This window comes from Streptomyces sp. NPDC059851 (genome assembly GCF_042732005.1).
GTDB lineage: Bacteria > Actinomycetota > Actinomycetes > Streptomycetales > Streptomycetaceae > Streptomyces.
Genome location: NZ_JBHWJJ010000036.1, coordinates 1 through 20,188 on the forward strand (window position 1 = coordinate 1; position 20,188 = coordinate 20,188).

20 protein-coding genes are annotated in these 20,188 nt (G+C 73.1%); 13 read left to right on the forward strand and 7 right to left on the reverse strand.

The window, feature by feature from the left end; translation table 11 throughout:
* Positions 1–57: 57 nt before the first annotated feature.
* Positions 58–339, reverse strand: a complete 282-nt coding sequence (locus ACFV7Q_RS15250) for an HPr family phosphocarrier protein (RefSeq protein WP_385428517.1) — start codon at positions 337–339, stop codon at positions 58–60.
* Positions 340–592: 253 nt separating this feature from the next.
* Here ACFV7Q_RS15250 and ACFV7Q_RS15255 point away from each other — a divergent pair, with 253 nt between their 5' ends.
* The 4 genes from ACFV7Q_RS15255 (at position 593) to ACFV7Q_RS15270 (ending at position 5,919) form a co-directional block, all read left to right on the forward strand.
* Entirely contained in the window at positions 593–3,304 is a 2,712-nt protein-coding gene (locus ACFV7Q_RS15255) for a GNAT family N-acetyltransferase (RefSeq protein ID WP_385428519.1), read from the forward strand.
* Between the two features lie 51 nt (positions 3,305–3,355).
* Complete coding sequence (locus tag ACFV7Q_RS15260) at positions 3,356–3,952, forward strand: DUF5998 family protein (RefSeq protein ID WP_179175222.1); 597 nt, start codon at positions 3,356–3,358, stop codon at positions 3,950–3,952.
* Positions 3,952–5,154 carry an alkaline phosphatase family protein gene (locus ACFV7Q_RS15265; RefSeq protein WP_385428521.1) on the forward strand — a complete coding sequence of 401 codons (1,203 nt, stop codon included), beginning with the start codon at positions 3,952–3,954 and terminating at the stop codon, positions 5,152–5,154. Before ACFV7Q_RS15260 ends, ACFV7Q_RS15265 begins: the two co-directional genes overlap by 1 nt.
* Before the next feature lie 114 nt (positions 5,155–5,268).
* Complete coding sequence (locus ACFV7Q_RS15270) at positions 5,269–5,919, forward strand: thymidine kinase (RefSeq protein WP_385428523.1); 651 nt, start codon at positions 5,269–5,271, stop codon at positions 5,917–5,919.
* Positions 5,920–6,049: 130 nt separating this feature from the next.
* Here the strand turns inward: ACFV7Q_RS15270 and ACFV7Q_RS15275 are convergent, their stop codons facing one another.
* Positions 6,050–6,865, reverse strand: a complete 816-nt coding sequence (locus ACFV7Q_RS15275) for a VOC family protein (RefSeq protein WP_385428525.1) — start codon at positions 6,863–6,865, stop codon at positions 6,050–6,052.
* Between the two features lie 175 nt (positions 6,866–7,040).
* Here ACFV7Q_RS15275 and ACFV7Q_RS15280 point away from each other — a divergent pair, with 175 nt between their 5' ends.
* Complete coding sequence (locus ACFV7Q_RS15280) at positions 7,041–7,886, forward strand: sulfurtransferase (RefSeq protein ID WP_385428527.1); 846 nt, start codon at positions 7,041–7,043, stop codon at positions 7,884–7,886.
* Between the two features lie 85 nt (positions 7,887–7,971).
* Here the strand turns inward: ACFV7Q_RS15280 and sepH are convergent, their stop codons facing one another.
* From sepH to ACFV7Q_RS15295, 3 genes are all read right to left on the reverse strand, one after another.
* Positions 7,972–9,012: a septation protein SepH gene (gene sepH, locus ACFV7Q_RS15285; RefSeq protein ID WP_385428529.1), complete on the reverse strand. Its 1,041-nt coding sequence runs from the start codon at positions 9,010–9,012 to the stop codon at positions 7,972–7,974.
* A gap of 632 nt (positions 9,013–9,644) precedes the next feature.
* Positions 9,645–10,997, reverse strand: coding sequence for a D-arabinono-1,4-lactone oxidase (locus tag ACFV7Q_RS15290; protein WP_385428530.1), 1,353 nt, complete (start codon positions 10,995–10,997; stop codon positions 9,645–9,647).
* Positions 10,924–12,204, reverse strand: coding sequence for an MFS transporter (locus ACFV7Q_RS15295; protein ID WP_385428532.1), 1,281 nt, complete (start codon positions 12,202–12,204; stop codon positions 10,924–10,926). The genes ACFV7Q_RS15290 and ACFV7Q_RS15295 overlap by 74 nt, the downstream gene beginning before the upstream one ends.
* Before the next feature lie 171 nt (positions 12,205–12,375).
* Between ACFV7Q_RS15295 and ACFV7Q_RS15300 the strand changes: the two genes are divergently transcribed.
* The gene (locus tag ACFV7Q_RS15300) at positions 12,376–13,545 is read left to right on the forward strand and encodes a ferrochelatase (protein ID WP_385428533.1); all 1,170 of its coding nucleotides are present in this window, start codon (positions 12,376–12,378) and stop codon (positions 13,543–13,545) included.
* A gap of 13 nt (positions 13,546–13,558) precedes the next feature.
* Positions 13,559–14,389, forward strand: coding sequence for an inositol monophosphatase family protein (locus ACFV7Q_RS15305; RefSeq protein ID WP_385428535.1), 831 nt, complete (start codon positions 13,559–13,561; stop codon positions 14,387–14,389).
* A gap of 89 nt (positions 14,390–14,478) precedes the next feature.
* Here the strand turns inward: ACFV7Q_RS15305 and ACFV7Q_RS15310 are convergent, their stop codons facing one another.
* Positions 14,479–14,646 carry a hypothetical protein gene (locus tag ACFV7Q_RS15310; protein ID WP_385428537.1) on the reverse strand — a complete coding sequence of 56 codons (168 nt, stop codon included), beginning with the start codon at positions 14,644–14,646 and terminating at the stop codon, positions 14,479–14,481.
* Positions 14,647–14,901: 255 nt separating this feature from the next.
* On the opposite strand from ACFV7Q_RS15310, the gene ACFV7Q_RS15315 reads away from it, so the two are divergent.
* The 4 genes from ACFV7Q_RS15315 to ACFV7Q_RS15330 all read left to right on the forward strand — a co-directional run bounded on the left by ACFV7Q_RS15315 (position 14,902) and on the right by ACFV7Q_RS15330 (position 18,440).
* Entirely contained in the window at positions 14,902–15,555 is a 654-nt protein-coding gene (locus ACFV7Q_RS15315) for a response regulator transcription factor (RefSeq protein ID WP_179178221.1), read from the forward strand.
* Between the two features lie 5 nt (positions 15,556–15,560).
* The gene (locus ACFV7Q_RS15320) at positions 15,561–16,811 is read left to right on the forward strand and encodes a sensor histidine kinase (RefSeq protein ID WP_385428538.1); all 1,251 of its coding nucleotides are present in this window, start codon (positions 15,561–15,563) and stop codon (positions 16,809–16,811) included.
* A 392-nt stretch (positions 16,812–17,203) separates the two neighbouring features.
* A complete protein-coding gene (locus ACFV7Q_RS15325; RefSeq protein ID WP_179178219.1) occupies positions 17,204–17,500 on the forward strand; it encodes a DUF4193 domain-containing protein in 297 nt (98 codons plus the stop codon).
* A gap of 10 nt (positions 17,501–17,510) precedes the next feature.
* The gene (locus ACFV7Q_RS15330) at positions 17,511–18,440 is read left to right on the forward strand and encodes a hypothetical protein (protein ID WP_385428540.1); all 930 of its coding nucleotides are present in this window, start codon (positions 17,511–17,513) and stop codon (positions 18,438–18,440) included.
* An 86-nt stretch (positions 18,441–18,526) separates the two neighbouring features.
* Here ACFV7Q_RS15330 and ACFV7Q_RS15335 read toward each other — a convergent pair whose 3' ends face one another.
* Complete coding sequence (locus ACFV7Q_RS15335) at positions 18,527–19,000, reverse strand: DUF3093 domain-containing protein (RefSeq protein ID WP_385428541.1); 474 nt, start codon at positions 18,998–19,000, stop codon at positions 18,527–18,529.
* A gap of 58 nt (positions 19,001–19,058) precedes the next feature.
* Here ACFV7Q_RS15335 and ACFV7Q_RS15340 point away from each other — a divergent pair, with 58 nt between their 5' ends.
* Complete coding sequence (locus ACFV7Q_RS15340) at positions 19,059–19,643, forward strand: PaaI family thioesterase (protein ID WP_385428543.1); 585 nt, start codon at positions 19,059–19,061, stop codon at positions 19,641–19,643.
* Entirely contained in the window at positions 19,643–20,188 is a 546-nt protein-coding gene (gene dut, locus ACFV7Q_RS15345; RefSeq protein WP_385428545.1) for a dUTP diphosphatase, read from the forward strand. The genes ACFV7Q_RS15340 and dut overlap by 1 nt, the downstream gene beginning before the upstream one ends.

Consider the following 20,188-nt stretch of genomic DNA (forward strand, 5'->3'; position numbering starts at 1 on the left):
GTCTCCGATATTCCGGAGACCGCGGCTTCGCCGTCCGTGCGGATCGAACCCGAAGGGTCAGACGGTTTCGGGGAGCTCCTCCAGCCCCTCGGCGACCAGCTTCGCGAGGCGGTCCAGTGCCACCTCGGCACCTTCGGCCTCGGAGGCCAGGATGATCTCCTCGCCGCCCTGGGCACCCAGGCCCAGCACCGCCAGCATGGAGGCGGCGTTGACGGGGTTCCCGTCGGCCTTCGCGATGGTCACCGGGACGCCGGAAGCGGTCGTCGCCCGGACGAAGATCGAGGCGGGACGGGCGTGCAGGCCCTCGGTCCAGCCGACGTTGACGCGGCGCTCTGCCATGGTGATGCCCTTCAGGTTCTCACGGTTGTCTAGACCAGTCTCTCACGACGCCCCGAGTGCTCGGACCGGCCCACGACCCGGCCTCCGCCCCGGCCCACGCCCCGGCCTGCGACCGGCTCCCGACCGACTCCCGACCGACATCGGACCCGGACCTTCCGCCGCTCGACGCACCCCAGCTTGCACCGGTTCGCACGGCATTGCCGTATGCGCCGCGCAGGAGCCCTCCAGCCCGTCCTGGCCTTAAGATCGCGGCATGACCACCGCGTCGGACCCCGCGTACCCGGCCCACTGGGAAGCCGACGTCGTCCTGCGGGACGGCGGCACCGCCCGGATCAGGCCCATCACCACCGAGGACGCCGGGCGGTTGGTCAGCTTCTACGACCAGGTCTCCGACGAGTCGAAGTACTACCGCTTCTTCGCCCCCCACCCCCGGCTCTCCGACCGCGACGTCCACCGCTTCACGCATCACGACTACGTGGACCGCGTCGGCCTCGCGGCCACCGTCGGCGAGGAGTTCATCGGCACCGTCCGCTACGACCGCATCGGCCCCGACGGCCGTCCCGCCTCCGCCCCCGCCGACGAGGCCGAGGTCGCCTTCCTCGTCCAGGACGCCCACCAGGGCCGCGGCGTCGCCTCCGCGCTGCTGGAACACATCGGGGCCGTCGCCCGGGAGCGGGGCATCCGCCGGTTCGCGGCGGAGGTGCTGCCCGCCAACACCAAGATGATCAAGGTGTTCACGGACGCCGGGTACCAGCAGAAGCGCAGCTTCGAGGACGGCTCCGTCCACCTCACCCTCGACCTCGAACCCACCGCCGAGTCCCTGGCCGTCCAGCGTGCCCGCGAACAGCGCGCCGAGGCCCGCTCCGTGCAGCGGTTGCTGGCCCCCGGCTCGGTCGCGGTGGTAGGGGTCAGCCGCTCCGGCGTCGGCGTCGGCGCGGCGGCCCTGCGGAACCTGCGCGACAGCGGATTCCGCGGCCACCTCTACGCCGTGAACGAGGCGCGGGCCGCCGGCGTCGAAGGGGACCTGCTGGAGGGCGTACGGGCCTACCGCTCCCTCCGCGAGATCGACGCCCCGGTCGACCTCGCGGTCGTCGCGGTCCCCGCCGGGAGGGTGCCGCAGGTGGTGGCCGACTGCGGCGAGCACGGCGTCCAGGGGCTCGTCGTCCTGTCCGCCGGGTACGGGGAGAGCGGTCCGGCCGGGCTCGACCGGCAGCGCGAACTGGTGCGGCAGGTGCGCTCGTACGGGATGCGGCTGATCGGGCCGAACGCGTTCGGCGTGATCAACACCGCCCCGGAGGTGGTCCTCAACGCCTCGCTCGCCCCGGTGCCGGCCCCCGTCCCCGGCCGGATCGGGTTGTTCACGCAGTCCGGCGCGATCGGCATGGCGCTGCTGTCCGCGCTGCTCCGGCGCGGCGAAGGCCTGTCGTCCTTCGTCTCCGCGGGCAACCGGGCCGACGTCTCCGGCAACGACATCCTCCAGTACTGGTACGAGGACGAGGCCACCGACGTGGCCCTGATGTACCTCGAAACCCTCGGCAACCCGAGGAAGTTCACCCGGCTCGCGCGCCGTACCGCCGCCGTCAAACCGGTCGTCGTCGCCAAGGGTGGCCGGCACACCCCGGCCGGCCACGTGGTCCCCGGAACCAGGCTGCCGGAGAGCACCGTCTCGGCGCTGCTGCGGCAGGCCGGCGTGATCCGGGTCGACACGGTGACCGAGCTGGTGGACGTGGGGCTGCTGCTCGTCTCGCAGCCGGTGCCGGCCGGGCCGCGCGTGGCGATCCTCGGCAATTCCGAATCCCTCGGCTTCCTCACCTACGACGCCTGCCTGGCCCAGGGGCTGCGCCCCGGAGCCCCGCTCGACCTGACCACGGCGGCCTCGCCGGCGGACTTCGGGCGGGCCGTGGCCGCCGCCCTGGCCTCCGACGCCCACGACGCGGTGGTGGTCACCGCGATCCCGTGGGTGAACGGGGGAGCGGGCGCCGACGACCTGGCCGACGCCCTGCGCGACGCCGTCGCCGCGCACCCCGGCAAGCCGGTGGCGGTCGTCCACGTCGAGCTGGCCGGGTTCGCGGAGTCCCTCTCCCGCGCCGACGTGCGCATCCCCGCCTACCCGGCCGCCGAGCGGGCCGTACGGGCCGTCGCCGAGTCCGTCCGCTACGGGCAGTGGCGGCGGGCCAACGCGGAGTCCGGGCACGTCCCCGAGTACGAGGACATCGACGAGGCCGGGGCCGCGGCCCAGCTCGCCGGGCTCCTGGCCGAGGTCGGTGGCAGCGACGGGGTGCTCACCCTCGCCGACTCCGACGCCGCGGCGCTGCTCGCCAGGTACGGGATCCGGGTGCTGCCCACCCTGCCGGCGCCCAGCGCCGACGCCGCGGTCAAGGCCGCCGAGGCCCTCGGCTACCCGGTCGCGCTCAAGACCACCGCCCCGCACCTGCGCCACCGGGCCGACCTGGGCGGCGTACGCCTCGACCTGGCCAACGAGGCCGCGCTGCGCCGTGCGTACGGCGAGCTCACGGGCCTGCTCGGCTCGCCGGTCGAGCTGCTGCCCGTGGTCCAGCCCATGGTCCCGCGGGGCGTGGACACGGTCGTGCGGTCCGTCATCGACCCCGCCGCCGGCGCCGTCCTGTCGTTCGGGCTCGCCGGCGTCGCCTCCGAGCTGCTCGGCGACACCGCCCACCGGATCGTGCCGGCCACCGACCGGGACGTCGCCGGACTGATCCGGTCCATCCGGGCCGCGCCCCTCCTCTTCGGTTGGCGCGGCAGCGACCCCGTCGACACCCCGGCCCTGGAGGAGCTGCTCCTGCGCCTCTCCCGCCTCGTGGACGGCCACCCTGAAGTGGTCGGCGTCACCCTGGAACCCGTCGTCGTCGCCACCGAGGGGCTCTCGGTGCTGAGCGCCACGGTCCGCATCGCCCGTCCTCCGGCCCGCACCGATCTCGGTCCCCGGACACTCCCCAGCTACTGAGCGCGTCCGGGGGCGGCCGGGGCGCCCCCTGCGGGCCTTAGGATGGACCCCATGGCGAAATCCGGTACGACGACCCAGGGGCTGCGCGCGGCGATCGAGCGCAGCGGCTACTACCCGGCCCTCGTGGCAGAGGCCGTGGAGGCCGCTGTGGGCGGCGAGCCGATCTCGTCGTACCTGGTCCACCAGGAGACGACGTTCGACTCCAACGAGGTGCGCCGGCACGTCACCGTGCTGGTCCTGACCGGCAACCGCTTCATCGTGAGCCACACCGACGAGCAGGCCGCCGACTCCGGGTCCCCGTCCCCGTACGCGACCACCTCCACCGAGTCGGTGAAGCTGTCCGGGATCTCCTCGGTGGTGCTCAGCCGTGTCGTCGCCAACCCCGAGTCCTACACGCCGGGCACCCTGCCCCGCGAGGTCGTCCTGACCATCGGCTGGGGCGCGGTCTCCCGCATCGACCTGGAGCCCGCCGCCTGCGGCGACCCGAATTGCGACTCCGACCACGGCTACACCGGCAACTCCACCGCCGACGACCTCAGCCTGCGCGTCAGTGAGGCCGGCGACGGCCCCGAGGCGGTCCGCCAGACCCTCCTCTTCGCCCAGGCGCTGTCGGAGGCGACCGCGGCGACCGCCTCCTCCGCCCGCTGATGTCCTACTCCGTACCCGCGAACTGGGACGAGCCGGAGCTGCTGGACCTGGCAGGCGCCCCCGTCCCGCAGTACGGGACCGGCTCGCTCGCCGACCTGCTGCCGACCCTCGTCGCCGGCCTCGGGGTCCCCGGGTTCACCGCCGCCATCACCGAGCTGACGCCGGCCGACCGCAACTGCGTGTTCCTGGTCGACGGCATGGGCTGGGAGCAGATCAAGGCCCACCCGGACGAGGCCCCGTTCCTGACCTCCCTGCTCGGCAGCTCGCGCGGCGGCACCGGCCGCCCGATCACCGCGGGCTTCCCGGCGACCACCGCCACCTCGCTGGCCTCCGTCGGCACCGGCCTGCCGCCGGCCCGGCACGGGCTGCCCGGCTACGCGGTCCGCAACCCCGCCACCGGCGGGCTGATGAACCAGCTCCGCTGGCAGCCCTGGTCCCCGCCGAAGCCCTGGCAGCCGTACCCGACCGTCTTCCAGCTGGCGGCCGAGGCCGGAGTGGCCACCGCGCAGGTGTCCTCGCCCGCCTTCGAGACCACCCCGCTCACCAAGATCGCGCTGAGCGGCGGCACCTTCCTCGGCCGTATGACCGGCGAGGAGCGCATGGACCTGGCGGCCGAGCGCCTCGCCGCCGGGGACCGCTCGCTGGTCTACACGTACTTCAGCGAGCTCGACGGAGCCGGCCACCGGCACGGCGTGGACTCCGACGCCTGGCGCGGCCAGCTGATGTACGTCGACCGGCTCGTGCAGCGGCTCGCCGAACAGCTGCCGCCGCGCACCGCGCTGTACGTGACCGCCGACCACGGCATGGTGGACGTCCCCTTCGACGAGGACTCCCGCATCGACTTCGACGAGGACTGGGAGCTGGGCGCGGGCGTGGCCCTGCTCGGCGGCGAGGGCCGGGCCCGGCACGTGTACGCGGTACCGGGCGCCGAGGCCGACGTGCTGACGGTGTGGCGCGAGGTGCTCGGCGACCGGTTCTGGATCGCGAGCCGCGAAGAGGCCCTGGAAAGGGGCTGGTTCGGGCCGCCGGGGGAGTGCGACGAGCGCGTCCTCGGGCGGATCGGCGATGTGGTCGCGGCCGCGCACGCCGATGTCGCGATCACCGCGTCCGTGAACGAGCCGAACGAGTCGGCACTCACCGGAATGCACGGCTCGATGACTGCGGCCGAGCAGCTCGTCCCGCTGCTCGAAGTGCGCACCTGACCGACCCGACGCCCCGCCCGTACCGACCCGATCCCGGCCCGGACCGGGCCTGCCCGGCCCCCGGTTCCCCCGGCCCCCATTCCTCACCACGACCCGGAAGGTCCCGTTTCCTCCATGCCTGAACTGGTGTTTTTCTCCGGCACGATGGATTGCGGGAAGAGTACCCTCGCGCTCCAGATCGGGCACAACCGCTCGGCACGGGGGCTGCAGGGCGTGATCTTCACGCGCGACGACCGCGCCGGGCAGGGCAAGCTCTCCTCCCGTCTCGGCCTGGTGACGGAGGCGGTCGAGGCCGCCCCGGCCATGGACCTGTACGCCTACCTGGTGGGCCAGATGTCGCAGGGCGGCAAGGTCGACTACGTGATCGTGGACGAGGCGCAGTTCCTCGCCCCCGAGCAGATCGACCAGCTCGCCCGGGTCGTGGACGACCTGGGGCTGGACGTCTTCGCGTTCGGCATCACCACGGACTTCCGCACCAAGCTCTTCCCGGGCTCGCAGCGGCTGATCGAGCTGGCGGACCGGATCGAGACCCTCCAGGTGGAAGCCATGTGCTGGTGCGGGGCACGCGCCACGCACAACGCCCGCACGGTCGGCGGCGAGATGGTCGTGGAGGGTGAGCAGGTCGTCGTCGGCGACGTCAACCGGTCGCCGGAGGAGGTCGGTTACGAGGTCCTGTGCCGCCGCCACCACCGGCGCCGCATGACGAGCGCCGCGGCCCGGGCGGGGGCGATCTCCCCGGACGTCCTGCCGGTCAACCCCGCCTGACCCGGTCAACCCCGCCTGACCCGGTCCACGCCGGCTGACCCGGCCGGGCTCCGCGGCACGGCCGCCGCCGAGCCGCCCTGGTCGGCCGGGAGCCGGTCCAGCCGCATCTGCACCGGAGCGCCCCGGGCGTTCAGAGGCCGTTGCCGGGGCGGAGTTCGACGAGGGCGAGCAGGGCACCCTCGGGGTCCGTGACCGTGGTGACCCGGCCGGTGAGGCCCTCACGGGGCGGCTGGACCACGCGCCCGCCCAGCCGGTGCACCAGGGCCGCGGCCGCGTCGGCGTCGTCGACGGCGAAGTACGTCATCCAGTGCGGGCCGCGGTCGTGCGGGAGGGAGCGTCCGACACCGTGCACGGCGGCGACCGGCCGGCCGTCGAGCAGCAGGGTCAGGTAGTCGAAGTCGGGGGGCGCGGCGGCCGAGGCGGGAGCTGTGGTGCGCTGCACGGCCTCGTGGCCGAAGACGTGCTCGTAGAACTTGCCCACGGTCGTGGTGTCCTGGGTGACCAGCTCGGCCCAGACGGGGGTGCCGTGGACGCCGGACAAGCGGGTCCCGGCGCTCTCCTCGGCCTGCCACAGCCCGAACACCGCCCCCAGGGGGTCGGAGCAGATCGCAGTACGGGCCGCGCCCGCCGCGTCGAGCGGGCCCACGGCGACCGTGCCGCCGCAGGAGCGGACCGCCTCGGCCGCCGCGTCGGCGTCGTCGGTGGCGAAGTACGTCGTCCAGGTCACCGGAAGGTTCCGGTCCGGCGGCATCTCGCCGATCCCGGCCACCTCCTGGCCGCCGAGGAGGGCGCGGACGTACGGGCCGAAGGATTCGGGGCCGGGCTCGTACTCCCAGCCGAAGAGGTCGGTGTAGAAGGCCTCGGTGGTCCCGAGGCCGTGCACCATCAGACTCGACCAGCACGGGGTGCCGGGCGGGCGCCGCGTCGCGTGTGCTGCCTCGCTCATGTCAGCCGTTTCCTCCCTCGTGGGTCTGTGCCGGAGCAGATGGTTGCACTCCGGCGGGTCCGGCGCGCCCCGACCGGCCGGAGTTCGCCGGAGCGGGGGTACATGACCGAATCGGTGCGGCCCGCCCGTATCGGGCTTGTTACGCGGGCCGCGGGGCGGGGAGGAAGATGGCTGCATGACTGCGAACACTGCGATTCTCTCCGCCGCCGAGCTGGCGGGCGTGCTGGCCGGTCCGCGGCCGCCGGTGCTGCTGGACGTCCGCTGGCAGCTGGGCGGACCCGATCAGCGGTCCGCGTACGAGGCCGGGCACCTGCCGGGTGCCGTGTACGTCGACCTGGACCGCGAACTGGCTGGTCCGCCGGGGCCGGGCGGGCGCCATCCGCTGCCGGACCCGGACGAGTTCGGTGCGGTGATGCGCCGGGCCGGGGTCGGCGCGGACACGGACGTGGTCGTGTACGACGGGGGCCTGGGCTGGGCCGCGGCCCGCGCGTGGTGGCTGCTGCGCTGGACGGGGCACACGCGGGTCCGGGTGCTGGACGGCGGCCTGGCCGCGTGGACCGCGGCGGGTGGTGTGCTGTCGTCCGAGTCGCCGACCCCTGTCCAGGGCGATTTCAAGCCAAGTCCGGGAGCCGTCGGTCTGCTGGACGCGGACGCGGCGGCGGCCCTCGCGCGCAGCGGTCTCCTGCTGGACGCGCGGGCGGCGGAGCGTTACCGGGGCGAGGTGGAGCCGATCGACCCGGTCGGCGGGCACGTCCCCGGGGCGGTGTCGGCGCCGACGACGGAGAACGTGGGACCGGACGGGCTGTTCCGGCCGGTGGAGGAGCTGCGGGCGCGCTTCGACGCGCTGGGCGCGGGTGGTGACGTCCCGGTGGGGGTGTACTGCGGTTCGGGTGTGTCCGGGGCGCACGAGGTGCTGGCCCTGGAGGTGGCAGGGATCCCGGCCGCGCTGTACGCCGGCAGTTGGTCGGAGTGGTCCTCGGACCCGGACCGGCCGGTGGCCACGGGTCCCGAGCCCCAGTAGGCGGAAGCCCGGAGGGGCCCAGAAGTCCGCCGGGCCGGGGCGCAACGGCGGTCGCGCCCGGGCCCGGCGGGTGGCCCGTCGGCCGCTACTCCTGTTTCTTGCGTCGGGTGCCGAAGACGATCTCGTCCCAGCTGGGGACCGCCGCGCGGCGGCCCGGGCGGACGCCGTCGGCCTCGGCCTGGCGGTCCGTGGTGCCGGTCAGGCGCTCGCGGTGACCGGCCACCGTCCGCGGCATGAGGACGTCCGCGTACGCGGCGCCCGCACCCGCCGAGGCCGCCGGGGGCTCCTCGGCCTCGACCTCCTCCGCCGGGGGGTCGTCGCGCTCGGGGACCACGAGGTCGCCGCGGAAGCTCGGCACCGCCTCCAGCAGGCTGGTCAGCGTGTCCCGCTCCTCCTCCGGCTCCGGCGCGGGCGCCACGGGGCGCTCCGGCCGGTCGAGGGTGCGGTCGAGCGGCCGGTCCCGGGGCAGCCGGGCGATCCTCGGCACGAACGGGTAGCTGGGCTCCGGGGTGGTCGGCAGGTCGTCGGCCTCGCCGATCAGCGCGCGGGCCTCGTCGTCCACGGCCACGACCAGGCGGCGCGGCGGGTCGTACGTCCAGCTGGCCGAGTGGGTCTCGCCCGCGACGCGGTAGACCAGCAGGACCTCCCAGGTGCCGTCGTCGCGGCGCCAGGAGTCCCACTGGACGGAGTCCTTGTCGACGCCCCGGATCAGCAGCCGCTCCTGCACGGCCTCACCGAGCTGGGGCCCGGTGTTCTCGCCGGGGCGGCGTACGGGGGTCTTGCGGGCCCGCTCCGCCATGAAGGCGCGCTCGGCGAGCACCGGCCCCTCGAAGCGGCGTACGCGGTCGACGGGGATGCCGGCGAGCTGAGCGACCTCCTCCGCGGAGGCTCCGGCCCGTATGCGCGCCTGGATGTCGCGGGGGCGGAGGTGGCTCTCCACCTCGATCTCGATCTGGTTCAGGCGCGCGCGGTCGTTGCGCACGGCAGCCCGAAGCCGCTCGTCGATCGGAAGGGTGTACTCCGTGCTGTCCGCAGCCTTGAGCACCAGTCGTGTGCCGTCATTGGAGACGGCCACGACACGCAGTTCGGGCATGGGGACCTCCCGGGTGGTGCCTGCCGACGTCACGTGCGTCGCTGCTTCCGCTAGTCGAGTGTGGCCTGCCCGGGTGCAGCCTGCCACAACCTTGCCGAGTTAAACCGGCGTGTCGGGCATGCGCCCTTGATCGCCGTTATGGCACGGTTACCTGTTGGGTACGCACAGTGACCGAGTGGTTACTGTGCGCAGCAGGCGCCCGTGCAATGCCGCGGCATCACCGGTCCGAGTGCCGCTTCTCCGTCAACCGGCCCCCATCTCCTGGGTCCGGACAGCCGAAAGGAAGGACGGCCCCAGGCCTCGCCACAGTACTCCATTCGGGCCACCGCGGTGGACCGCCGCGCCGCCGAACTTGGCCGTGTCGGCGGCCGTTGGGCTGCCCAGGATCGTGTCGGGCCTGCGACCGTGCCCGTTTTCTGGTGTCTTGGTGTAGAGGATCCGCAAAAACGGAGGCGTTCGTTTCGCTCGGGGGTGGAGTGACTCCCGGGAGCGATGGGGCCGGGTGAGTGCAAGAGTGGTGCGACACACTCCAGGTGACGGCGGGACAGGACCGGACGCCCGGGACCCGTGGCGACCCGGGACCCGGGACCCGGGTCCGGCCCCGCCCCGCCCCGGGTCCTGCCCGGTCCGGGGCGGGTGTCACCCGGGCGGAGGCCCGCGCGGGTTCAGTCGCCCAGCACCCGCCTGAGGTAGTCGTTGCCGAACAGCCGGTCCGGGTCCAGTCGGTCCCGCAGGGCGGTGAACTCCCCGAACCGCGGATAGGCCTCGGCCAAGTACTGCGCGTCCCGCGTGTGCACCTTGCCCCAGTGGGGCCGCCCGCCGTACGCGGTGAAGATGCGCTCGGCGGCGGTGAAGTAGGCCTGGTACGGGGTGCCCCTGTACATGTGCACGGCGATGTACGCCGTGTCCCGCCCCGAGGCCGTGGACAGGGCGATGTCGTCCGCCGGGGCCGTGCGCACCTCCACGGGGAAGCTGATGCGCAGTCGGGAGCGGTCGACCATCGCCTTGAGCTCCCGCAGCGCCTCGACGGCGTGCTCGCGCGGAAGGGCGTACTCCATCTCCACGAACCGCACCCGGCGCGGGCTGGTGTACACCTTGTACGGGATGTCGGTGTAGGTGCGCGCGGACAGGGCGCGGCTGGCGATCCGGGCGATGCCGGGTATCGCCGCCGGGACGGCCCGGCCCAGGGAGTTGACGGCCTGGAAGACGCCGTTGGACAGGAGCTCGTCCTCGATCCAGGCGCTCACCGGCCCGGGCGGGGCGGCGGGGCCCTGGCTGCGGTTGTTGCGCTTGGTGTTGCAGTTGCCGGTGTGCGGGAACCAATAGAACTCGAAGTGCTCGTTCTCCGCGAAGTGCTCCTCGAACTCCGCGGTCACCCGGTCGAAGCGCATGGGCTCCTCACGGGCGGTCAGGAAGAACAGCGGCTCGACGGCGAAGGTGATCGCGGTGACGATGCCGAGCGCGCCGAGGCCGATCCGGGCGGCCGAGAAGACCTCGGGGTTCTCCTTCTCCGAGCAGGCGAGCAGTCGCCCGTCGGCGGTGACCAGCTCCAGGCCGCGTATCTGGGCGGCGATGGAGGCGGAGTCGCGGCCGGTGCCGTGGGTGCCGGTGCTGGTCGCACCCGAGACGGTCTGCTCCATGATGTCGCCCATGTTCGTGAGCGACAGCCCCTCGGCGGCGAGGGCCCGGTTGAGGTCCTTCAGTGCCGTGCCCGCCGCGACCGTCACGGTGCCGGCGGACCGGTCGATGCCGAGGATCCCGGCGAGCGCCTGGGGGCGCAGGAGCACCCCGTCGGTGGCGGCGGCCGCGGTGAAGGAGTGGCCGGAACCGACCGCCTTCACCCGCAGCCCGTCCTCGGTGGCCCGCCGGACGGCCTCCTGGACCTCCCCGACCGAGGTCGGGGTCACCACCCGTGCCGGTGCGGCGGTGACGTTGCCCGCCCAGTTACGCCATGCTGCCGGATTCCGCGGCGTGCCCGGTGCCCCCGGCTGCTTCCGTCCTGCTGTGACCGTCCCCATCGTCAGCTGGCTCCTCCCCTTGCGCCGACCTCGTCAGCCGGCGGTAACCCGCGAACGCGACCGCAGCCGCGGCGGTCCCCGCCGAGATGGAAACGACGTACCCGGTCTTCGCGCCGGCCGCGTCGATGACCCAGCCGGCCACGGAGGACCCGAGCGCGACGCCGACCGCGAGGCCGGTGCTGATCCAGGTCATGCCCTCGGTCAACTTCGCGCGTGGTACGTGCGCCTCTATCAGGGCCATCGTGGTGATCATCGTGGGAGCGATCGCGAGGCCCGAGACGAAGAGCGCCACGGCCAAGAACGGCAGGTTCCCGGCCAGTAGGAGGGGGATCATACTCACGGCCATCGCGCATACGCCCAGTACCCAACGGCGTTCGGCCTTCCCCTTCAGGTGGAGGAGTCCGAAGACGATGCCCGCGATGCAGGAGCCGGCCGCCCAGATCGCGAGGATGAAGCTGGCCGCGGACTTGTGGCCCTGCTCCTCGGCGAAGGCCAGGGTGACCACGTCGATGGAGCCGAAGATCGCGCCGGTCGCGACGAAGGTGGCCATCAGCACCTGCAGGCCGGGGGAGGCCAGCGCGGAGGTGCGGTCGGCGGCGGGGTCGCGCGGGTGCGGGGGCGGCTCGGTGGCGCGCTGAGCCGTCAGCCACCAGACGCCCACCAGCAGGCAGAGCGCGGCGACCAGCGGGCCGGCCTCGGGGAACCAGGTGGTCGACAGGCCGATGGCGAGGATCGGGCCGAAGATGAAGCAGACCTCGTCGACGACGGACTCGAAGGAGTACGCGGTGTGCAGCTCGCGCGGCTGGTCGCGGTAGAGCGCGGTCCAGCGGGCGCGGATCATCGAGCCGACGCTCGGTACGCAGCCCGCCAGCGCCGAGAAGACGAACAGGGTCCAGTCCGGGAGCCCGTTCGCCGCGGACAGCAGGAGTCCGGCGACCGCGGCGAGCGCGATCACGGTGGCGGGGCGGAGTACCCGCCGCTGGCCGTGCTGGTCGACCAGGCGGGAGACCTGCGGGCCGACGACGGCGGCCGACAGGGCCAGGGTCGCGGTGAGCGCGCCGGCCAGTGCGTATCGGCCGGTGATCTCGGAGATCATGGTGAGGATGCCGACGCCGACCATCGACAGCGGCATCCGGCCTATGAAGCCGGCAGCGCTGAACCCCTTGGTGCCGGGGGCGGCGAAGATGGCGCGGTAGGGACTGGGCAAGGTGCCCTCCGTAAGGGACGTCGCTGGCCCATACAGGTTACGTGTGCCGACAGGCGCCCGCACGGGGGTGATCCAGACAGGAAGTTAGGTTTACCTTACCTGTGGCCTGCGGGGGTGGGTCGCGGCGGGCCCCGTTCCCCGCCCAGGGGGCCGGGTGGCAGGATTCGAGGCATGTCAGACCAGCTCCGCGCCGCCGCCTCGCCCCCGGCCCAAGGCCCTGCCGGCCCCTACGACGCCCTCCTGCTGCTCTCGTTCGGAGGGCCCGAGGGACCCGACGACGTCGTCCCCTTCCTGGAGAACGTCACGCGCGGGCGCGGGATCCCGCGCGAGCGGCTCAAGGAGGTCGGACAGCACTACTTCGGCTTCGGCGGGGTCAGCCCGATCAACGCGCAGAACCGCGAGCTGCTGGACGCGCTGCGCAAGGACTTCGCCGAACACGGACTGGACCTGCCCGTCTACTGGGGCAACCGCAACTGGGCGCCCTACCTCACCGACGCCGTGCGGGAGATGGCCGCCGACGGACGGCGGCGCATCGCGGTGCTGGCGACCAGCGCCTACGCCTCGTACTCGGGCTGCCGCCAGTACCGCGAGAACCTCGCGGACGCACTGGCCGCCCTGGAGCAGGAGGGCGTGGCCGAGCTGCCGCGGGTCGACAAGCTGCGGCACTACTTCAACCACCCCGGCTTCGTACAGCCGATGATCGACGGGGTGCTGGCGGCGCTGGAGTCGCTGCCGCAGGAGGTGCGCGCCGGCGCACACCTGGCCTTCACCACGCACTCGATCCCCACCGCGTCCGCGGACGCCTCCGGCCCGGCCGGGGAGCACACGACCGGCGGTGAGGGCGGGGCGTACGTCCGGCAGCACCTGGACGTCGCGAAGGTGATCGCGGACGCGGTGCGCGCCGAGACGGGTGCCGAGCGGCCCTGGGAGCTGGTCTACCAGTCGCGCAGCGGCGCCCCGCACGTCCCGTGGCTGGAGCCCGACGTCTGCGACCACCTGGAGGCGCTCCACGGTGCGGGTGCGCCGGCGGTGGTGATGGTGCCGATCGGCTTCGTCTCGGACCACATGGAGGTCATGTACGACCTCGACACCGAGGCCATGGCCAAGGCCGCGGAGCTGGGGCTGCCGGCGGTGCGCTCGGCGACCGTGGGGGCCGACCCGCGCTTCGCGGCAGCGGTCCGGGAGCTGGTGCTGGAGCGGGCCGCGGCGGAGCGGGGCGAGCCGGTGGAGCGGTGCGCCCTGGGGCTGCTCGGGCCGAGCCACGACCTGTGCCCGACCGGCTGCTGCCCGGCGCGGACCGCCCGGCCGGCGGCCGCGGGTGCCGACAGCCCGTACGCGTGAGGGGGAGCGGACCGTGACATCCGAGACGCACGAGGGGGCCGGGGCCCCGGACGGGCTGGCGGCCGAGCTGCTGGAGGTGGCGCTGGAGGCCGCCGGGGCCGCCGGAGAGCTGCTGCGGGACGGTAGGCCGGCCGATCTGGCGGTGGCCGCGACGAAGAGCAGCCCGATCGACGTGGTGACCGAGATGGACCTCGCCGCCGAGAAGCTGATCACCCGTGTCCTGGAGCGGAGGCGGCCGGACGACGGGCTGCTCGGCGAGGAGGGCGCGGACCGGCCGGGCACCAGCGGGGTGCGCTGGATCGTGGACCCGCTGGACGGCACCGTCAACTACCTGTACGGGCTGCCCGCCTGGAGCGTGTCCGTCGCGGCCGAGTACCGGGGCGAGACCTTGGTCGGGGTCGTGGCGGTCCCCCTGCGCCGGGAGACCTTCCGTGCCGTGCTCGGCGGCGGGGCGTGGCTCGGGGAGACCCGGCTCGCGTGCCGCGCCGCCGCACCGCTGGACCAGGCCCTGGTGGCCACCGGCTTCGCCTACCTCCAGCCCCGCAGGGCGCAGCAGGCGGACGTCGTGCAGCAGGTGGTCCCGCGGGTGCGCGACATCCGGCGGGGCGGGTCGGCGGCCATCGACCTCTGCGACGTGGCCGCGGGACGGCTGGACGCGTACTACGAGCGGGGGCTCAACCCCTGGGACCTGGCGGCGGGGGTGCTGATCGCCCGCGAGGCGGGGGCGCTGACCGGCGGCCGGCCGGGGGAGCCCGCCTCCGGCGAGCTGGCGCTCGCGGGCACGCCGGCCGTGTTCGAGGCGCTGCAGCCGCTGCTGGAGGCGGCAGGGGCCTGGCACGACTAGCGCGCGGCGCTACGGCCGGACGGCGCGGAGCAGGTGCGGGGACCCCGGCCGCCCGAGGGCGGCCGGGGTCCGTGGGTGGCGGGGGAGGGTCAACAGGCGGAGACGGGCACTCCGTGTTCGGCGGCGAGGCGCTGGAGATCCTCCAGTTCGGCCTGCTCCACTTCCACGAGGTGGTCGTCGCCCGTCTCACGGGCGTGCTGGAGGTCGGACTGCGTGGTCCTGATGCGCTGCATGAGACCTGCGGTGAATGCGTCCATGGTGGGTTCGCCCCCTCTTCATGGGTCGGCGGCGGCACGCGGCAGTCCGCCGTCAGGGAGTGGTCGGGGTGTGCTGACGTCCTCCCCGGCACCCTGGGCCCAGAAACCTCGCAAGGCCAGGGAATCCACACTTCCACCTCGGATCGGGCCCGGATCGGGCCCCGTGTGGCGCCTTACAGCCGGTTTACGGCTGAAACGGGCAGGATGGTCGGCGCAACACACGTGTGCCCTGAGGGCTCGGAGGAAGGAAACGACGTGCGCGTACTCGTCGTCGAGGACGAGCAGCTGCTCGCCGATGCGGTGGCCACCGGACTGCGCCGCGAGGCCATGGCCGTGGACGTCGTGTACGACGGCGCCGCGGCCCTGGAGCGCGTCGAGGTCAACGACTACGACGTCGTCGTGCTGGACCGGGACCTCCCGCTCGTGCACGGCGACGACGTCTGCCGGAAGATCGTCGAGCTGGGCGTGCCCACGCGGGTGCTGATGCTGACCGCTTCGGGGGACGTGAGCGACCGGGTGGAGGGGCTGGAGCTCGGGGCTGACGACTACCTGCCCAAGCCCTTCGCGTTCACCGAGCTGACCGCCCGCGTGCGCGCCCTCGGGCGGCGTACGACCGTCGCCCTGCCGCCCGTGCTGGAGCGGGCCGGGATCAGACTCGACCCGAACCGGCGTGAGGTGTTCCGTGAGGGCCGCGAGGTGCAGTTGGCCCCCAAGGAGTTCGCGGTGCTGGAGGTCCTCATGCGGAGCGAGGGGACCGTCGTCTCCGCCGAGCAGCTGCTGGAGAAGGCATGGGACGAGAACACCGACCCGTTCACCAACGTGGTCCGGGTCACGGTCATGACCCTGCGCCGCAAACTCGGGGAGCCGCCGGTCATCGTGACCGTGCCCGGTTCCGGATACCGGATCTGACGCGGGTGGCACCGGCTCCGGCGCCGCCGTCCGCGCCTCCGAAACCGACCTGGGACCCCGGCCAGCCCGAGGGTCCCTTCCCTTGGCTCCGCCCCACCATCCGCATACGCCTCACACTCCTGTACGGCGGCATGTTCCTGATCGCCGGGATCCTGCTGCTGTCGATCATCTACCTGCTGGCGGCGCAGGCGCTGCGGGAGGGCAACGCCCTGCCGTTCAAGATCATCAGCGTCAGCGGGCAGAAGATCGTGGTCTCCAGCCCCACCTGCCCCGGTGTAGGGGCCGACCAGTCGGCCGAGCAGTTCAACACGGCGATCCAGGCGTGCATCCTCGAACAGCGCCGGCACGCGCTGGACGACCTGCTCAGCCGGTCGCTGATGGCCCTGCTGGGCCTGAGCATCATCGCCTTCGCCTTCGGCTACGCCATGGCGGGCCGGGTGCTCTCCCCGCTGGGCAAGATCACCCGTACCGCCCGCCGCGTCGTGGGCTCCGACCTGACCCGGCGCATCGAGCTGGACGGGCCGGACGACGAGCTCAAGGAGCTCGCCGACACCTTCGACGAGATGCTCGACCGCCTGGAGCGGGCCTTCACCGCCCAGCAGCGGTTCGTCGCCAACGCCTCGCACGAGCTGCGCACGCCGCTGGCGATCAACCGGACGTTGCTTGAAGTGCACCTGTCCGATCCGGGTGCGCCCGTGGAGCTGCAACAGCTGGGCAAGACCCTGCTCGCGACCAACGAGCGCAGCGAGCAGCTGGTCGAGGGCCTGCTGCTGCTCGCCCGCAGCGAGAACCAGATCGTCGAGCGCAAGCCCGTGGACCTGGCCGAGGTCGCCTCACGTGCCCTCGACCAGGCCCGGGCGGAGGCGGCGGCGAAGGGCGTGGAGATCCGCGGGGAGCGCGCCGCGGCCGTGGTGCAGGGCAACGGCGTGCTGCTGGAGCGGATCGCGCTCAACCTGGTGCAGAACGCCGTCCGGTACAACGTGTCGGAGGGCGGCTGGGTGGAGGTCACCACCGAGGCCCAGCACGGCCAGGCGGTCCTCGTGGTGTCGAACACCGGTCCGGTGGTCCCCGCGTACGAGGTGGACAACCTCTTCGAGCCCTTCAGGCGGCTGCGTACGGAGCGCACGGGCAGCGACAAGGGCGTCGGGCTGGGCCTGTCCATCGCGCGCTCCGTGGCGCGCGCACACGGCGGGCGGATCACGGCGACGCCCAGGGAGGGTGGAGGTCTCGTGATGCGTGTCACGTTGCCCCTCTGAGACCCCGAATCCTTGTTCGCCAAAAGCTGAATAGCTGTTCCTTGAACAAGTTGAATTCTGTGTGATCGGTCACATGGTCGCGTGTGAGGTCATGTGCGTTCAGTGGCCCAAAGAAGGCGCAGAAGGCCCGGAAAGTCCGGCAAGTCCGGGTTTCCGGACCCCCGCCTGGCGGAAAATACACCGGGTGGCCTTTGTGCAAGTCGGTCTGCGGACCGTGTACGGTCCCGGTCGTCATCCCAGCCGGTCGCCCCTTCAGGCGCGCGGCTGGGTGTCGATTGAGTAACAGACCTTGATGTGAGGCAAAATCTCCGCCTCAGGTCGGGCACAAGTCCGGCCTCTCGCGCGTTACGTGCGCTGAGACACCGCTAAATCCCAGAGGGGGAGAGCGAAACATGGCAACGGACTACGACACCCCACGCAAGACCGACGAGGACGTCGACAACGACAGCATCGAAGAGCTCAAGGCCCGGCGGAACGACAAGTCGGCCTCGAGCGTCGACATCGACGACTTCGACGCCGTGGAGGGCATGGAGCTCCCGGGAGCGGACCTCTCCAACGAGGAGCTGGCCGTCCGGGTGCTGCCCAAGCAGGCCGACGAGTTCACCTGCATGAGCTGCTTCCTGGTGCACCACCGCAGCCAGCTGGCGCGGGAGAAGAACGGTCAGCCGATCTGCCGCGACTGCGACTGAGGCGTCGGCCGTGACCGGCTCGACACCCTTCCGCAGGCTTCGCCTCCGGAAGTCCGCTGAACCGGTGGAGACACCGACGGGAGCCACCGGCCCGGAAACGGGCCAAGGAGCTCCCGGCGTGCCCGCCGTTCCCTCCGACGCCGCCGCGGTGGTGGTCCCGGCGGCAGGGGAGTCCGGCGAAGGGGGCCGGCAGCGTGCCGGCGCCCGGGGGCTGCGGGCCGTCAAGAGCGGGGTGCGCAAGGGCGGTGAGGGCGCCAGGGCCGCCGCCCTGTACGTCGCGGACCGCATCATCGAGAACGCCCCGCGCATCCCGGTCCGGGACCTCGCGACCCTGCGGGCCCAGTTCCCGGGCCTCGGCCCGGACCAGCTGGCCGACAAACTGATCGCCGGCGCCGCGAACGGCACCTCGACGGTGGGCGCGGGCATCGGTGCGGCGGCCATGCTGCCCGTGCCGCCCGCCATGCCCGTGGAGCTGGCCACGGAGATCACCGGCGTCGCCGCCATAGAGCTCAAGCTCATCGCCGAGCTGCACGAGGTCTACGGCCTGCGGCCGCCCGGCAACGTCAAGGACCGCAGCCTCGCGTACCTGACCGCCTGGACCGAGGAGCGCGGCGTCGACCTGACGAGGCCCTCGACGCTGAACTCCGTCCTCGGTGGCCAGATGAAGCGCGAACTGCGCCAGCAGGTCATGAAGCGGATGATCCGCAGTCTGCCGAACCTCATGCCGTTCATGGTGGGCGCGGCCGTCGGTGCGGTCATGAACCGCCGTGACACCCGCAGACTCGCCGAAAAGGTCCGTGGGGACCTGCGGAGCCGGGCCGTGCCCTGGGACGCCCTGCCGCCGCTCCCGCCCCTGCAGATGCCCGTCCAGCGCCTCCCCGAGGGCCCCGGCGATCCCGGGCGCGCCCTCGAAGGACCGCGCACCGAGCCCCAGGGCTGACCGCAGCGCCGGCGGCTGACCGCAGCGCCGGCCGGGCGGACCGACGACGGGCCCGGCCGCCCCGGTAGCCGCCGGTCAGCCGCCGGTCAGCCGCCGGCCGGGGCAGCGGCCCTGGCCGCCCGGACCGCCGCGGCCAGCGCCTCGGGCTCCCGGGTGGACAGGTACACGTACGGCGTCGGGTCGGCCGGGTCCGTCACCGGGATCCGCACCGCCGTCGGGACGTAGCTGCGCATCAGCATGAACGCACGCGTATCGGCCTTGTACGTCCGCCAGGCGCGCGCCTCCTCCGCGTCCAGCACCTCGGGCTCGCCCAGGGCCGACGCCGGGATCCGCGCATCGCCGGCGGCCAGTGATCCGTTCACCACGCGTACCCGCGCCGACCCGTACGAGCTCACCAGCAGCCCCGCCAGCGCCGCGCCGCCGATGAGCCCGGCCAGCAGCGGCAGGGTGCCCAGCGGCAGCAGCATCAGGGCGCCGGCGAGCCCCGTGAGGACGGTGATGCCCCACCAGGAGCGGGGGGCGGTCAGACGTTCGTCGTGGTGTGCGGGGGAGAGCTGCATGACATCAAGCCTGCCACGAGGCGACCGGCGGGTAGTGGCGCGGGTAAGGTCTGCGCCTGTGAGTGGACGAAACACTGCGTTGACGCCCCCGGACGATGCCGTCGCACCGGTCCGGCACCCGGAGGCCCCGGCTCCCGGCGAGTCGCTCGGTTCGCACTACGAGCACTGCTTCGGCTGCGGCGGCAACCAGTCGCACGGCCTCCACCTGGAGGCGCGGGCGGGCGACGGGGTGAGCGTCACCGCCGAGTTCACCGTCAGGCCCGCCCACCAGGGCGCTCCCGGCCTCGCGCACGGCGGCGTCCTCGCCACCGCACTCGACGAGACGCTGGGCTCCCTGAACTGGCTGCTGCGGGTCATCGCGGTGACCGGCCGGCTGGAGACCGACTACGTACGGCCGGTGCCCGTGGGCACCGTGCTGCACTTGCAGGCCGAGGTGACCGCCGTCGCCGGCCGCAAGATCTACTCCACCGCGGTCGGCCGGATGGGCGGGCCCGAGGGCCCCGTCGCCGTGCGCGCGGACGCACTCTTCATAGAGGTGAAGGTCGACCACTTCATCGACAACGGTCGGCCCGAGGAGATCCGGGCGGTCATGGCCGACCCGGACCAGGTCAGGCGCGCACGCGCCTTCGAGGTGAACCCCTGATGGCTCTGAACAATCACGACCCCGGTCACCAGGTCGACGTGCTGATCAAGCGCGTCGACCCCGAGGTGCCGATCCCCGCGTACGGCCACCCCGGCGACGCCGGATGTGACCTGGTGACCACCGAGGCCGCCGAGCTCGCCCCCGGCGAGCGCACGGTGCTGCCCACGGGGGTCTCGATCGCCCTGCCCGACGGGTACGCGGCGTTCGTGCACCCGCGTTCGGGACTGGCCGCCCGCTGCGGGCTCGCGCTCGTGAATGCCCCGGGGACGGTGGATGCCGGGTACCGTGGGGAGATCAAGGTGATCGTGGTCAATCTCGATCCGCGCGAGAGCGTCCGGTTCGAGCGCTTCGACCGCATTGCCCAGCTGGTTGTCCAGCGGGTCGAGAAGGTGCGCTTCCACGAGGTGGCGGAGCTTCCCGGCTCGGCGCGGGCCGACGGGGGGTTCGGCTCCACGGGAGGCCATGCGGCCGTGGCCGGAAACGGCGCTGGTCAGCAGGGTGGGAATGGCTACGCTTCGGTCGTATCCGACCGGGAAGGACAGTGA

Bases quoted from the DNA above. Each gene is read 5' to 3' on its own strand.
- ACFV7Q_RS15250 (WP_385428517.1), bottom strand. From the start codon at position 339: ATGGCAGAGCGCCGCGTCAACGTCGGCTGGACCGAGGGCCTGCACGCC.
- ACFV7Q_RS15255 (WP_385428519.1), top strand. From the start codon at position 593: ATGACCACCGCGTCGGACCCCGCGTACCCGGCCCACTGGGAAGCCGAC.
- ACFV7Q_RS15260 (WP_179175222.1), top strand. From the start codon at position 3,356: ATGGCGAAATCCGGTACGACGACCCAGGGGCTGCGCGCGGCGATCGAG.
- ACFV7Q_RS15265 (WP_385428521.1), top strand. From the start codon at position 3,952: ATGTCCTACTCCGTACCCGCGAACTGGGACGAGCCGGAGCTGCTGGAC.
- ACFV7Q_RS15270 (WP_385428523.1), top strand. From the start codon at position 5,269: ATGCCTGAACTGGTGTTTTTCTCCGGCACGATGGATTGCGGGAAGAGT.
- ACFV7Q_RS15275 (WP_385428525.1), bottom strand. From the start codon at position 6,865: ATGAGCGAGGCAGCACACGCGACGCGGCGCCCGCCCGGCACCCCGTGC.
- ACFV7Q_RS15280 (WP_385428527.1), top strand. From the start codon at position 7,041: ATGACTGCGAACACTGCGATTCTCTCCGCCGCCGAGCTGGCGGGCGTG.
- ACFV7Q_RS15290 (WP_385428530.1), bottom strand. From the start codon at position 10,997: ATGGGGACGGTCACAGCAGGACGGAAGCAGCCGGGGGCACCGGGCACG.
- ACFV7Q_RS15300 (WP_385428533.1), top strand. From the start codon at position 12,376: ATGTCAGACCAGCTCCGCGCCGCCGCCTCGCCCCCGGCCCAAGGCCCT.
- ACFV7Q_RS15310 (WP_385428537.1), bottom strand. From the start codon at position 14,646: ATGGACGCATTCACCGCAGGTCTCATGCAGCGCATCAGGACCACGCAG.
- ACFV7Q_RS15325 (WP_179178219.1), top strand. From the start codon at position 17,204: ATGGCAACGGACTACGACACCCCACGCAAGACCGACGAGGACGTCGAC.
- ACFV7Q_RS15335 (WP_385428541.1), bottom strand. From the start codon at position 19,000: ATGCAGCTCTCCCCCGCACACCACGACGAACGTCTGACCGCCCCCCGC.
- dut (WP_385428545.1), top strand. From the start codon at position 19,643: ATGGCTCTGAACAATCACGACCCCGGTCACCAGGTCGACGTGCTGATC.